Origin of the sequence: Mycobacterium colombiense (assembly GCF_001953985.1) — a bacterium.
In the GTDB taxonomy this organism is placed as follows: domain Bacteria; phylum Actinomycetota; class Actinomycetes; order Mycobacteriales; family Mycobacteriaceae; genus Mycobacterium; species Mycobacterium colombiense_B.
Genome location: NZ_MBEI01000056.1, coordinates 149,724 through 162,412, shown reverse-complemented (window position 1 = coordinate 162,412; position 12,689 = coordinate 149,724). Strand labels below are relative to the sequence as shown.

The 12,689-nt window shown below is 66.4% G+C and carries 11 protein-coding genes and 2 pseudogenes; 3 read left to right on the top strand and 10 right to left on the bottom strand.

Annotation, left to right across the window (positions count from 1 at the left end):
- Window positions 1-5 precede the first annotated feature (5 nt).
- Window positions 6-419, bottom strand: a pseudogene (locus A5732_RS27850) (acyl-CoA dehydrogenase family protein); the annotation flags it as partial.
- 156 nt (window positions 420-575) lie between these two features.
- Window positions 576-1,145, bottom strand: a pseudogene (locus tag A5732_RS27845) (acyl-CoA dehydrogenase family protein); the annotation flags it as partial.
- A 290-nt stretch (window positions 1,146-1,435) separates the two neighbouring features.
- Here A5732_RS27845 and A5732_RS16415 point away from each other — a divergent pair.
- Complete coding sequence (locus A5732_RS16415; protein ID WP_064951226.1) at window positions 1,436-2,086, top strand: TetR/AcrR family transcriptional regulator; 651 nt, start codon at window positions 1,436-1,438, stop codon at window positions 2,084-2,086.
- 227 nt (window positions 2,087-2,313) lie between these two features.
- The gene (locus A5732_RS16410; protein WP_065056048.1) at window positions 2,314-3,162 is read left to right on the top strand and encodes a mycofactocin-coupled SDR family oxidoreductase; all 849 of its coding nucleotides are present in this window, start codon (window positions 2,314-2,316) and stop codon (window positions 3,160-3,162) included.
- A gap of 3 nt (window positions 3,163-3,165) precedes the next feature.
- Here the strand turns inward: A5732_RS16410 and A5732_RS16405 are convergent, their stop codons facing one another.
- Together A5732_RS16405 and A5732_RS16400 are read right to left on the bottom strand one after the other, a co-directional pair.
- Window positions 3,166-3,582 (bottom strand): DUF5313 domain-containing protein, encoded by a 417-nt coding sequence (locus A5732_RS16405; protein WP_064951228.1) that lies wholly within the window; start codon window positions 3,580-3,582, stop codon window positions 3,166-3,168.
- Window positions 3,583-3,599: 17 nt separating this feature from the next.
- Window positions 3,600-4,091: a MarR family winged helix-turn-helix transcriptional regulator gene (locus A5732_RS16400; protein ID WP_076102779.1), complete on the bottom strand. Its 492-nt coding sequence runs from the start codon at window positions 4,089-4,091 to the stop codon at window positions 3,600-3,602.
- 86 nt (window positions 4,092-4,177) lie between these two features.
- Here A5732_RS16400 and A5732_RS16395 point away from each other — a divergent pair, with 86 nt between their 5' ends.
- Window positions 4,178-5,017 carry an SDR family NAD(P)-dependent oxidoreductase gene (locus tag A5732_RS16395; RefSeq protein ID WP_076102778.1) on the top strand — a complete coding sequence of 280 codons (840 nt, stop codon included), beginning with the start codon at window positions 4,178-4,180 and terminating at the stop codon, window positions 5,015-5,017.
- On the opposite strand, the gene A5732_RS16390 is transcribed toward A5732_RS16395, so the two are convergent.
- From A5732_RS16390 to A5732_RS16365, 6 genes are read right to left on the bottom strand one after another with little or no spacing between them, the layout of a single operon-like run.
- Window positions 5,014-5,823, bottom strand: a complete 810-nt coding sequence (locus A5732_RS16390; protein ID WP_076102777.1) for an SDR family NAD(P)-dependent oxidoreductase — start codon at window positions 5,821-5,823, stop codon at window positions 5,014-5,016. The two genes, A5732_RS16395 and A5732_RS16390, sit on opposite strands and share 4 nt — an antisense overlap.
- Before the next feature lie 6 nt (window positions 5,824-5,829).
- Window positions 5,830-8,259 (bottom strand): CaiB/BaiF CoA-transferase family protein, encoded by a 2,430-nt coding sequence (locus A5732_RS16385; protein WP_076102776.1) that lies wholly within the window; start codon window positions 8,257-8,259, stop codon window positions 5,830-5,832.
- Window positions 8,259-9,254 (bottom strand): enoyl-CoA hydratase/isomerase family protein, encoded by a 996-nt coding sequence (locus A5732_RS16380; protein WP_076102775.1) that lies wholly within the window; start codon window positions 9,252-9,254, stop codon window positions 8,259-8,261. The genes A5732_RS16385 and A5732_RS16380 overlap by 1 nt, the downstream gene beginning before the upstream one ends.
- Before the next feature lie 2 nt (window positions 9,255-9,256).
- Window positions 9,257-10,384 (bottom strand): M24 family metallopeptidase, encoded by a 1,128-nt coding sequence (locus A5732_RS16375; RefSeq protein WP_076102774.1) that lies wholly within the window; start codon window positions 10,382-10,384, stop codon window positions 9,257-9,259.
- Window positions 10,374-11,618, bottom strand: coding sequence for a M24 family metallopeptidase (locus tag A5732_RS16370; RefSeq protein ID WP_076054793.1), 1,245 nt, complete (start codon window positions 11,616-11,618; stop codon window positions 10,374-10,376). The genes A5732_RS16375 and A5732_RS16370 overlap by 11 nt, the downstream gene beginning before the upstream one ends.
- Window positions 11,618-12,679, bottom strand: coding sequence for an amidohydrolase family protein (locus A5732_RS16365; protein ID WP_171975041.1), 1,062 nt, complete (start codon window positions 12,677-12,679; stop codon window positions 11,618-11,620). Before A5732_RS16365 ends, A5732_RS16370 begins: the two co-directional genes overlap by 1 nt.
- Window positions 12,680-12,689 lie beyond the last annotated feature (10 nt).

The following is a 12,689-nucleotide window of genomic DNA, read 5'->3' as shown; positions in this document are numbered from 1 at the left end:
GCAGCTCAATTGCGCGGCAGCCCGAGCACGCGTTCGGCGATGATGTTGCGCTGAATTTCCGACGTACCGCCGGCGATGGTCGCGGCGAAGGTGCGGGTGTACCGGTCGAACCAGCTGCCGTAGTGGCTGTCCAGGTTGAGCGGCGCGAACGGGGCCGTGACCGCACGCAGTGCCAGCCCGTCGCCGTCCTTGGCGTTGAGGGCGTCCTCGCTGGCACGTTGCATCGCCTCCGAGCCGAGCAGCTTGAGCACCGACTGGGCGGGCACGTCCTCCTCGCCGCGCGCGGCTTTGGCCAGCGTCGCCGAACCCAGCAGCCGCATCGCGTAGAAATCCATCACCAGCGTCGCGTAGTGATCCCGCTGCACGGACCCTGCGGGGCTGGACTCGACGGTCAACGCGTGCAACATGTTTGCGTAATCCAGCCACAGCATCGCGCGTTCGTGGCCGAGCGAACCGGTCGCGACGCGCCAGCCGGCGTTGAGCTCCCCCACCAAGTTCTCAGCCGGCACCCGCGCATCGGTGAAGAACACCTCGTTGAAGTCGACATCTTCGATGTCGCCCACCGAGGCGAAGGAGCGACGGACCACACCGGGGGTGTCGGTCGGAATCAGTAAAGCGCTGATGCCCTTGTGTTTTGGCGCGTCCGGGTCGGTGCGCACGAATGTCAGCAACACATCGGCGTGATGGGCGCCCGAGGTCCACACCTTCTGGCCGTTGACGACGAAGTGGTCGCCTTCTGAATCAGACGAGCGCACAGCGCGCGTCTTCAGCGACGCGAGATCCGAGCCCGCGCCGGGTTCGCTCATCCCCAGCGACGCGGTGATCTCCGCGCGCAGGATCGGCACCGCCCACCGCTGCTTCTGCTCGGGTGTCCCGAACGACAGCAAGGACGCGGCGATGATGCCCACTCCCTGCGGATTGAAACTCTGATAGATGCGACGGCGGGACAGCTCTTCCTGGTACACGTATTGCTGCAGCAGCGTGGCGTTGCGCCCGCCGAACTCCGGCGGGTTGCCGGGCTGTAGCCATCCGCTGTCGAACAGCAGTCGTTGCCAGCGGCGGGCCCACTCCGGGATGTCCGAACTGGACTGCGGCCGCACCAGCGCCTCGGCCTCGGGAGGCAGATGTGCGTCGAGGAAAGCCACGAATTCGGCTCGGAACGCCTCCACGTCGGCGTCAAACGTCAGCTGCACAGCACTTCCCGGGATGGTTCTGAGCGCACCGCAGCGTCGGTAGATTCGGGTTTCCGCCGACGACGGGGTTCGCTCTTACGATTACGCTTCCATACACACGTCTAAGAGAATAGTATTCTCGTGGTAAGAAAGTTACAATCTCCGACACGTGATCCGTGAGGGGGTCGAGCGCAGCGATGTCACGGCGTTCTCCGGTAGAGTCCAACCATGTTCTCCCCTCGCGGCAATCGGCTGAGCCGGCCGTGACCAATCCCAGCGAAGAGCCGGCCTGGAAGCAGCGTGCCGTCGAGCGGTCCATCAAGACTGCGAAATTGCGCGCGGCGCAGCGTGTTCAGCGCTTCCTCGATGCGGCCCAGGCCATCATCATCGAAAAGGGCAGCACGGACTTTACCGTGCAGGAGGTCGTGGACCGCTCCCGTCAGTCGCTGCGCAGCTTCTATCTGCAATTCGACGGCAAGCACGAATTGCTGCTGGCGCTCTTCGAGGACGCCCTGAGCCGGTCGGCCGACCAGATCCGCGCCGCCACGGAGAGCCAAGCCGATCCACTGGAGCGGCTGCAGGTCGCCGTCCAGCTCCTCTACGAGGCGTCCCGCCCGGACCCCACGGCCAAGCGTCCGCTGTTCACCGACTTTGCTCCACGGTTGCTGGTGACACACCCCGCCGAGGTCAAGGTCGCTCATGCACCGCTACTCGCGTTGCTGACGGAGCTGATGGACGCGGCCCACGACGCCGGCAAATTGCGCACCACCATCAATCCCAAGCGGGTGGCCGCCATGACCATGCAGACGGTCATGTTCATCGCGCAATCCAGCGGCGGGCCCGACGACGCGACGATGCACCCCATCACCGCCGAAGAGGTATGGGACTTCTGCTCACGCGGATTCGTCGCGTAATACGCCCCGCGCTCCCGTCGTCTCTCGATGAGCAAATAGCGCATGCCGTTTGCCGGTGAGAATGAGATTCTCTAATATCTAGAACCAGAGATAGCCGAAACGGATCCGTCATTGACACCCGTGACGGCCGAATGACAGAGTTCTAGGGCGGCAAGACCCGCGGTCTTGTAGAACGCGTTTGTTGCCCGCTGAGGCGTGCCGATCGGAAGTCAGGAGTTGAGGTAGCCATGACTGGACGTGTTGAGGGCAAAGTCGCTTTCGTCACCGGAGCGGCACGCGGTCAGGGCCGCAGCCATGCGGTGCGGTTGGCCCAGGAGGGCGCCGACATCATCGCCGTCGACATCTGTAAGCCCATCCGCGAGGGCGTGCTGGACACCGCGATCCCGGCGTCGACGCCCGAAGACCTCGCCGAGACGGCCGACCTGGTCAAGGGGCACAACCGCAGGATCTTCACGGCCGAGGTCGATGTGCGCGACTTCGCCGCCCTCAAGGCGGCGGTGGACACCGGCGTCGAGCAGCTCGGCCGGCTCGACATCATCGTTGCCAACGCCGGAATCGGCAACGGCGGCGAGACTTTGGACAAGACCAGTGAAGAAGACTGGACCGAGATGATCGACATCAACTTGGCCGGTGTGTGGAAGACGGTGAAAGCCGGTGTGCCGCACCTGATCGCGGGCGGCAACGGCGGTTCGATCATCCTCACCAGCTCCGTGGGCGGGCTCAAGGCCTACCCGCACACCGGCCACTATGTCGCGGCCAAGCACGGCGTCGTCGGGCTGATGCGCGCCTTCGGAGTTGAGCTGGGACAGCACATGATTCGCGTCAACTCTGTGCACCCGACCCACGTCAAGACGCCCATGCTGCACAACGAGGGCACGTTCAAGATGTTCCGCCCGGACCTGGAAAACCCGGGCCCGGACGACATGGCGCCGATCTGCCAGTTGTTCCACACGCTGCCGATTCCCTGGGTTGAGCCGATCGACATCAGCAATGCGGTGCTGTTCTTCGCCTCGGACGAAGCCCGCTACATCACCGGTGTGACGCTCCCCATCGACGCCGGTAGCTGCCTGAAGTAGCCGCTAGAAGGGGCTGCTGTTGGACTGCCATTCGGCCGATTCGGGTCGCGGCCCGTAGCGGGCGATGTAGTCCTCGTGCATCCGTGCCTGTTTCCGGCGGGCGATCACGTCGATCAGCTTCGGGTCCAGCCCATGGACCGCCAGCCGGTGGCGGCGCCAGACCTTGTTCAGGGCAAGGGTTATCAGCAGCGCCCAGATGTAGAGCGGCGCGGTCATCTCGGTGTGCACGTAGAGCGAGGCGGGCAGGAGCCAGAACGGAGCGAGGACCAGCAGGGGCGGTATGGCCCACCTGATCATGTGCCGGCGGACGGCTCCCTCACCGGCCAGATCGCGCGCCACCCAGGTGCGCATCGAGTCGGGCAGTCGCCGGCCGTAGGAATAGCCGATCCGCTGCCACAGATTGGGTTTCGCGTCGGTCATGTTGGCTCCTCAGAGTGTCAGGATTGCAATGCGCCCGCCGCCACGGCGGCGGCGTTGATACGGGTGAGCACCCGATGCAGGTTCTCGAGTTCGGGCAGCTCAACACCCAGGCGTGCCACCACGGCGGGCGGAACCTCAAGCGCTCGCTCCCGCAAGGCGATTCCGCGCTGCGTCAGCATCACATCGGTAGTGCGCTCGTCGGCCGCGTTTTTGGCGCGGATGATCAGCCCCTGCGCCTCCAGGCGCTTGAGCATGGGTGACAGTGTGGCGGAATCCAACTGCAACGCGGCCGCGATCTGCTTGACCGACAACGGGAACTCGTCCGCCCCGGGCTCCTTGCGATGATCCCACAGCGCCAGCATCACCAGGTATTGCGGATGGGTCAGGCCGAGCGGCTCCAGCAGGGGCCGATACACCGCCAGGACCGCCCGGTTGGTCGTCGCCAGCGCGAAGCACACCTGGTGTTCGAGCGCCAGCGGATCAATCTCGCGCGCAGTCGGAGCCGCCATATTTTGTATGGTGCCCTAATAGTTAGGGCGCTATCTACATGATGTCTCTCACACCGCTTCCAGCGCGAGTAATACTCTCGGAATCCATGGACGGTTTCGAGGGACGCGGGGCGGTCATCACCGGCGGCGCGAGCGGCATCGGTCTGGCCACCGCCACCGAATTCGCCCGCCGCGGGGCCCGCCTGGTGCTGGCCGACGTCGATGAGGCCGCGTTGGAACGAGCCGTGGCGCACTTGAAGGCCGAGGGATTCGACGCGCACGGGGTGACGTGTGACGTGCGGCATCTCGATCAAATGGTTCACCTCGCGGATGAATCCTTCCGGCTGCTGGGTCAGGTCGATGTCGTGTTCAGCAATGCGGGCATCGTCGTCGCGGGTCCGCTCGTGGCCATGACGCACGAGGACTGGCGCTGGGTCATCGATATCGACTTATGGGGTTCGATCCACGCCGTCGAGGCGTTCGTGCCGAAGTTGATCGAGCAGGGCAGGGGCGGCCACATCGCGTTCACCGCTTCCTTTGCCGGGTTGGTGCCCAACGCCGGCCTCGGGGCCTACGGCGTTGCCAAGTACGGCGTCGTCGGGCTGGCCGAGACGCTGGCCCGCGAGGTCAGGGACAACGGCATCGGCGTCTCAGTCCTCTGCCCGATGGTCATCGAGACGGGCTTGGTCGCGAACTCGGAACGAATCCGCGGCGCGGACGACGGGCTCGCGGCGGCGCCAGACCTGACGAGCGGCTTCGGCCAGCTTCCGCCGACGCAGGATGACACGGTGTCGGTCGATGGCGTGGCACGGCTTACCGCCGACGCGATTCTGGCCAACCGCCTGTACATCCTGCCGCACGAGGCGGCACGGGCGTCGGTCAAGCGCCGGTTCGAACGCATCGACCGCACCTTCGACGAACAGGCCGCCGAGGGCTGGACGCACTAGCTCGTCGGCCCCAACCGGTAGTCGCCGGTCTTCGGGTCGTGATACCAGCCGCTGGACGCCTGGGTGCCGCCGTCGACGTGCAGCGTCTGCCCGGTCAGGTAGGCCGACATGTCAGAGGCCAGAAACACCGCGGCACTGGCGATTTCGTCGACATGGCCCGGCCGCCCCAGCGGCACGATGTTGCCCATGGCGGCCGTCGCGGCGTCGCCGCCAAGGTTCGCCAGCCCTTCGGTGAGCGTGATATCCGGCGCTATCGCGTTGACCCGGATGTTGTGCGGGGCCAGTTCCAGCGCCGCGGTCTTCGTGTAGTTGATGACACCGGCCTTGGCGGCGGCGTATACCGCGTAGCCCGGTGCGGCCCGTACGCCCTCGATCGAGGTGAGCGAGATGATGCTGCCGGGCAGGTTCGCGGACACCATCTGCCGGGCGATCCGCTGGCTGCAGAGCAGCACGTGGCGCAGGTTGGCGCGATAAAGTGCGTCCCAGCCGTTTTCGCTGGTCTCCAGCAACGGCGAGGAGAAGACGCCGCCGGCATTGTTGACCAGAATCGTGGGCGTGCCGAGTTCGGCGCCGGTCCGCTGCAGCGCGGCGTCCACCTGCTCACCGTCTCGGACATCGGTGACGATGCCCAGGGCGCCGATGGATTCGGCTGCCTGCGCACAGGTTTGCGGGTCGCGTTCCCAGATCGCCACCCGGGCACCGAATGCCGCCATCCCGGCCGCGATGCCGCGCCCGATGCCGGCTCCCCCGCCGGTCACCACCGCAACCCGGTCGGTGAGCAGAATGTTCGAGGGATCGATCGCCATCGTCGATCAACTCCTCGCGCGCATGGCCGGCGCGCTGCCGATCACGCCGTCGGCTTCCAGGCCGGCGATCTCCGGGTCGGACAGGCCCAGCCCGGACAGCAGTTCATGGTTGTGCTGCCCAAGCAGCGGCGCATGCTCGGTGTGGAACTTGTGGGGCCCCGCTGAGAACCTCATCGGCACGCTGCTGAGCCTAGCCGGGCCGTTGACCGGATGATCGACCTCTTCGAAGAAATCCCGGAATGCCAACTGTTCCAGCTCGGGTTGGCGGTGCGGCTGCATGACTTTGGCGACCGGCACGCCGGCGTCCCACAGAGTTGCGACGATTTCGTCGCGGCTGCGGTGCTCGCACCAGGCCGCGAGTTGCTCGTCGATGGCATCGTGGTGTGTGCGCCGGCCGGATTCGGTGGAGAGCGTGGGATCGGTTGCCCAGGAGGGTGATCCGAGTGCCCGGCACAGACCGTCCCACTGGTCGTCGGTGGCCACCGCGATGGCGACCCAGCTGTCGAGCCGGCCGAATTCGTCGATGTCGGCGCTGAGGTAGAGGTTTTGCGGCGCGGCGGTCGGCCCCCGGTTACCCGCCCGCTCCAGCAGCGCCCCGTACGCCGTGTACTCGATGACCTGTTCGGCGGCGATGCTCAGGGCGGCATCGACCATAGCCGCCTCGACGAACACGCCCTCGCCGGTGCGGCGCCGGTGCTCGAGCGCGAGCAGTATCGCGTTGAGGGCGTGCACACCCGCGCATGCGTCACCGATCGAATACGGGTCATACGGCGTTCGATCCGGGTAGCCGGTAAGCCAACTCACGCCGGATGCCGATTCGATGACGTAGGCGAAAGCGGGGTTGTCCCGCCACGGGCCTTCGAGGCCGAACCCGGGCATCCGCACCATCACGGTGTCCGGCCGAATCGATTGCACCGTGGCGAAATCCAGCCCGATCTGATCCAGCACCCGCGGGGTGAAATTCTCCACCACCACGTCGCACGTCGCGATGAGCTCACGCAGCAACTTCCGGCCGCGCGGACTCTGCAGGTCCAGCGTCAGCCCCTTCTTGTTGGTGTTGAGGGCCTCGAAGATCGGTGACTTCTCCCACCACTGCTCCTCGGTGATCGGTATGCCGGCGATCATCCGGGTGCCATCGGGACGGCGGGTCGACTCGACATGGATGACCTCGGCCCCGAGCAGCGCCAGCGAATGCGTGCAGCACGGGCCCGCCCAGAACGTCGTCATGTCCAGCACGCGAAGGCCCCTGAGCGGCAGCGCTTTCGCGGCCTTGGTCGGCGCCGGGCGCGCGGGAAGGGGTGCGGCGCGGTAGTGCTCGGTGTGCTCGCCCAGCCGCGGCGCCGGCTGCGGCGCGCGCAATTGCGCGGGCTGCATGCGATACGGGTGGCTCGGCTGCTGGAAGCCATCGCGCGGATTGCGTGCGAATGAATCGCGCTCCACGAACTGATCGAAGGAAGTAACGTTGGCGCCGTTGGCTACCGGCGCGTTGGGAATGCGGAATGCCGATGCCAGTTCCCGGATTTCGTCGACCGGGGTCTCCGCCAGCCAGGAGAAGAGCTCCTCGGCGTGGATGTTGGCCTGCTCGGTGATCGACAGCGGCGATTCCTCATCGATCCACTCCGGGTGGCCTACCATCGCGCACAGGTCGAACCACTGCTGCGCGGTCCCGCAGCCGAGATCCACCAGCCCATCCTTGGCCTGGGCCACCCCCGGGATGGTAGGCCGTCGCATGTCGCGCCACGGTCGTCCGAGCACTTCGAAGTAGGACACCGGGTAATAGGTGAGGCACAGTATCTGTGTCTCGAGCATCGACAGGTCCAGCAGTTCGCCTGCCCCGCCGTCGATTCGGCGCCAACGCGACGTCAGCGTGGCCGCGCTGGCATAGACGCCGGCGAGGTACTCACCGACCTGACCGCCGACGAAGACGGGCGCACGCTGCTGCTCGCCGCGGCCGAGCCCGACGATCCCTCCCGACCACGCCTGCAGGGTGAACTCGGTCGCGGCGCGGTCGCGCCAGGGACCTTCCAGCCCGAACGGTGTGATCGAGGTGACGGTGAGATGCGGGTAGCGGCGGTGGATGGCGTCCGGCCTAAAGCCCGGGTGCTCAGCCACTTTCGAGCCGGCCGACCACACCACCGCGTCCGCGGACCCGAGCAGCCGGTTCACCAGTTCGGCGTCGGCGTCGTCGGCGAGATCGGCGACGACGCTGTGTTTCGCCCCGGCCAGGAAGCTGAAGAGGGCGCCGTCACCGCCTGCCGGGATGGTGGCACCCGATGCCGACCACCGGCGCAGCGGATCGCCCTCGGGTGACTCGATTTTCACGACGTCTGCACCGCCGTCGGCGAGCAGCTTGGTGCAGTAGGCGCCGGCTATCCCGGTGGACAGGTCGATCACCGTATAGCCGTCCAGTGGCGGTTCGACGCGGTGTGGCGTCACTATTTCTTTCTCTTCGCTTTGGTGTCCTTGTCGGCACGCGGCTTCTTGCGCGCCTTCTTGCTCAGCCGCCATTCAGCGGGGAACTTGTCGTCGTTGCCCTTGACGGCGTCGCCGAGACCCCGCTTCATCGCGTCGTCGAGTATCAGCTCGTCGCCGCCATCCGGGCGGACGCTGCCGCCCATCGACTCGAAAACGCCGCTGAGCATGCTGCCGAGGTATTCGCCCTGAAACTGCTTCATGATCTCGAAGAAGACCTTCTGCATGAACACCGTGTCGGTGGGCCGGTTACTCGCACAGGCCAACGCGTATCTCTCGACCTCGGCCTCGAGTTCGTCCCGCGCCACCACACTGTTGAGGAAGTTGCAGTCATACATCTCGGCAGCGGTGAAAGCCCTTCCGGTGAACACCATTTCCTGGAACTTGCGAATGCCCATGGTCTGCGCCCACCACCACATCCGGGGACCCCAGCCGTAGTACCGGAACGACGGATGCCCGAACAGCGCGTCGTCGCTGGAGATGACCAGATCGGCGTCGGCGGCCTGGTAGAAGTGCCAGCCGTAGCAGTAGCCCTTGGCCTCCAGGATGGAGATCTTCTTGAAGTCCTGCAGGCCGCGGATGCCCGAGTTCGGGTTGGCGTACCACTGGCCCAGGGTGGCGCCGTTGCGGAACGAACCCTGCGGCGGGTACCGGACTTCGTCGGCGCCGATGCGGTATTCGGCAAGCCGCGGGCTCTGGTCCGCCGCGTCGCGCATCCGCATGACCTCGGTCAGGTCCGCACCCGAACCAAGGTCGTCGCCCGCGCCGCGGATCACGAGAACCTTGACGTCGTCGTCAATGCTGGCCCGGTGCAACAAGTCCGCGTAGCGCAGGCGCGCGGCGACCGTCGGCGCGTTGAGATAGTCCGGCCGGTCGAACGTGATCGTGGCGATCCGCGTCGCGGCGTCTTTGTGGTACCGGATGATCTCTTCGGCCGCCGGCTCCGAGGGCTCGGGCATGGCTAGGGCTGCCAGAACGGGCTCGCGGTAAGCACTTCGCGGCCGTCTGCGGTGATCAGGACCGCTTCTCGCCCGAATACCGCGCCGACTCCTTCTTCCCACACGTAGCCCGTCACGGCCAGCACCATCCCGGGCTCCAGGCGTTCGTCGGCCGCGGTGGTGGGCAGGTGCTTGGAGACGACGGGTGGGTCGAATCCCATGCCCAGGCCGCGGGCCACCGGCATCGGCGGCTCGGATTCGTCCGCGGCCCGGTAGGCTTCGAGCAGTTCGCTCGCGCCCGCACCGGGCCGACAGGCGGCAATCAGCTTGTCCCACAGGTGTTGCCATCGACCGTGTAGGGTAGCCGCGCCGCCGGGCGCGTGCCGGTTGTCGGCGGGCCAGGTCCGGCCCACTTCGCCGACATAGCCTCCCGCCAGCACTCCGGCGGAGAACGCCACCAGGTCGCCCTCCTGAATACGGCCGTCGCCGTGGGCGCGCCGCCACGGGTGCGTGCGCGATGTCACCCATGCGACATCTTGATTCGACGGTGTGCTCACACCGCCGGCCGCGGAGGCCTCGAGCAAGACTCCGGCCAGCGCCTGTTCGGTTACGCCCGGCCGCAACTCGGAGACCGCGGCCGCCAGCGCAGACTCGGCCACCGTGACGGACTGGCGCAGCGCGGCGATTTCCTCGTTGGTCTTGATGCGGCGCGCGGCACGCATGGCGAGCTCGCCGTCGACCAGCTGCGCGTTGGGAAACGCCGTGGGGAGGAGCTGCGCGAAAACCGGTGAGAGCGCGTCGGTTCCGACGCGCCGCGCGGTCGCCGCGCCGTCGATGCGCTGCAGGGCGGACATCGTGTTCATCGGGTTCCACGAGATGCCGTAGAGGTTCTCGTGGGGGATGTCCTCGGGAACGCCCTCGTCCCAGGTGCTGAGGAGGTGCACGGCGCCGGTCTCACGCACCAGCACGCAGGTGGGGCCAAACGGCCGGGTGCCGGCCACCCACAGCTGCGGCGCCCCGGTGACGTAACGGACATTGGCCTGGCGGCCGAGGACCAGGACGTCGAGATCGTGTGCCGCCATCTGCGCCAGGGCCCGCTGGCGGCGCCCTGAGCGCAGCGTGCGCTCGTCGGGCAGGACTTCAGTTGCCATAGGGGTCATAGGGGTAGTCGGTCAAACGGATCCAGCCTTCCTCGGTAATCACCAGGACCTCTTCGCTGCGGTAGCCGCCGGTGCCGTCTTCCCACACCACGGGTTCCAGCACCAGCACCATCCCGGCTTGCAGGACGAAGTTCTCGTCGAACTCCTGCCCGAGATCGGTTCCGATCATCGGCATTTCGGCGGCGTTGACCCCGATGCCGTGGCCCAGGTAGAAATGCGGCAGCCACGGCTTGGTGCCGCCATTCGCCTTGATGGCGGCCCTGCCCAGATCGGCGGCGGTGGCGCCCGCCTTGGCGACGCCGAGGACCGCGCTCATGATCTCGAACCACTTGTCGAACTGCGCCTGCTGCCGCGGCGACGGGTCCCGCCCGACGATCCAGGTGCGCCCGAAGTCGGAGCAGTAGCCCTGATAGGTGATGCTGACGTCGGTCCACAGCACATCACCTTCGGCCAACTCGCGCTCGGTGGTCAGCAGCGGCAGCGCCAAATCGCCGTGTGTGGTCCACACTCCCTCGGCCTTGCTCGGCGGCATCACCTGCCAGATCGGCTCGAGCATGCTGGCGGTGGCGCCCAGCTCGAAGGCTCGGCGTAAAAAGCTTGCCGACAAATCGATTTGACGGATCCCCGGGGCCAGGCTCTTCTGGACCTCGACCATCGCCTCGTCGGTGATCCGGATCGCGGTGCGCATGCAGGACAACTCGTCCGGTGTTTTCACCGACTTGGCGGCGCTGACGACGGCCGCGGCGTCGACGGGTGCACCGCCCGGGAACAGGAGCTTCGCGGCGCGCGACATGGCGCCGGTGAGCTCGTCGACCGCCACTACCGCTTTGGCCGGGATGAGGTCGGCCAGCTGACGGGCGAAATACTGTACGCCCTCGTCGAATTCGAGGTAAACCGGCCCGTGCAGGTGATCGGCCGGCAAGTCCGATTCCTGCGCGGCCCCCTCGCGGAAGGGCAGGAACAGGTGCGGCCATTCGTCGTCGGCGAGCACCACCGCCACCGGCCGTTCCACGTAGGACAATCCGGCGTCGCCGAGTGGCCAGCTGGCGCCGGTGGCGTAGACCACCGCGTTGTTGCCCAGCAGGATCATCGCGTCGACCCCACGCTCGGCCATCGCCGAACGCAGCCGGGCGCCCGTCTCGCGGCGCAGGCGAGCCAGGTCGGCTGTTTCCGGGATTACCAGCCCGTTGCCGGTGTTGGTGTCCAGTTGCGCAAACGTCGTCACTACAGACCCAGGAACTTCGTGACGTTGTCGCTGACGATCTTCACCGCGTTCTCCGGGCCCACGGCGTCCACAACGGATTTCAGCGATTTCTCGGAATAGCCGTAGGTGCTCTCGTTGTGCGGGTAGTCGCTGGACCACATCACCTTGTCCACCCCGATCTGGTCGATCAGCTGCAGGCCCAGCGGGTCGACCATGAACGACGCGCTCATGTGGGTGTCCCAGTAGTAGCGCGGTTCGTGCTCGAGGGTCCGGTTGAACATGTGCTGGTACGAGCCCATCAGGTGGTCGGCGTCCTGTAAAGCCCAAGGCACCCAGGCGATCCCACCTTCGAACCAGCCGATTCGCAGCCCGGGATGATCGTCGAGGATCCCGGTGAAGAGGTACTTGGCGAACTGTTCGCGGAAGCCGTCGATGTTGATCATCATGCCGACCACGACGCTGTTGAACTGACAAGGGGTTTTCGGCGGCGTCTCCCCGATGTGGTGGGTCACCGGAAGACCGGCGGCCTCGATCTCGTCCCAGACCGGCTTCATTGCGGTGCTGCCGTAGTCGATGATGTTGCCGTCGTCATCCTTGCCGGGGTTAAGCGGCAGCAGGAAGGTCTTGAGGCCCAAGGACTTCAGTTCGTCCAGGGTCTTCCGCGTGCCCTGCGGGTCCCACCAGTTGATCAGGCCCGCGCCGTAAAAGCGGCCATTGGAACGTTCCTGCAACTCGGCGATGTATTCGTTGTAGATGCGGAAGGCGAGCTCGCGAAGCTGCTTGTCCGGGTAGTGGAACAGCGCCAGGACCGCGTTGGGGAACGCCAGTTCCTTTTCGACGCCGTCGTCGTGCAGCTCCTGGATCCGGGCCTCGATGTTGGTGCTCGCGGCCCCGGGCAGGTCGTCGTACTGCATCAGCACGGCGCTGAAGTCGCCCGGCAGGAACGACTGTCCCTTGCGGCCGACCTGATAGGCACCGTCCTCGTACCAGATCCGCGGCGCCTTGTCCTTCAGGTCGTCCGGAAAGCGTTGGTAGAAGATGTCATCCGCCAGCGAGATGTGGTTGTCGGCCGAGAAGACCACGGTCCCCTGC

Excerpts from the sequence above, each read along its gene's own strand:
- A5732_RS16410 (WP_065056048.1), top strand. The coding sequence starts at position 2,314 with ATGACTGGACGTGTTGAGGGCAAAGTCGCTTTCGTCACCGGAGCGGCA.
- A5732_RS16395 (WP_076102778.1), top strand. The coding sequence starts at position 4,178 with ATGGACGGTTTCGAGGGACGCGGGGCGGTCATCACCGGCGGCGCGAGC.
- A5732_RS16400 (WP_076102779.1), bottom strand. The coding sequence starts at position 4,091 with ATGGCGGCTCCGACTGCGCGCGAGATTGATCCGCTGGCGCTCGAACAC.
- A5732_RS16375 (WP_076102774.1), bottom strand. The coding sequence starts at position 10,384 with ATGGCAACTGAAGTCCTGCCCGACGAGCGCACGCTGCGCTCAGGGCGC.
- A5732_RS16390 (WP_076102777.1), bottom strand. The coding sequence starts at position 5,823 with ATGGCGATCGATCCCTCGAACATTCTGCTCACCGACCGGGTTGCGGTG.
- A5732_RS16380 (WP_076102775.1), bottom strand. The coding sequence starts at position 9,254 with ATGCCCGAGCCCTCGGAGCCGGCGGCCGAAGAGATCATCCGGTACCAC.
- A5732_RS16405 (WP_064951228.1), bottom strand. The coding sequence starts at position 3,582 with ATGACCGACGCGAAACCCAATCTGTGGCAGCGGATCGGCTATTCCTAC.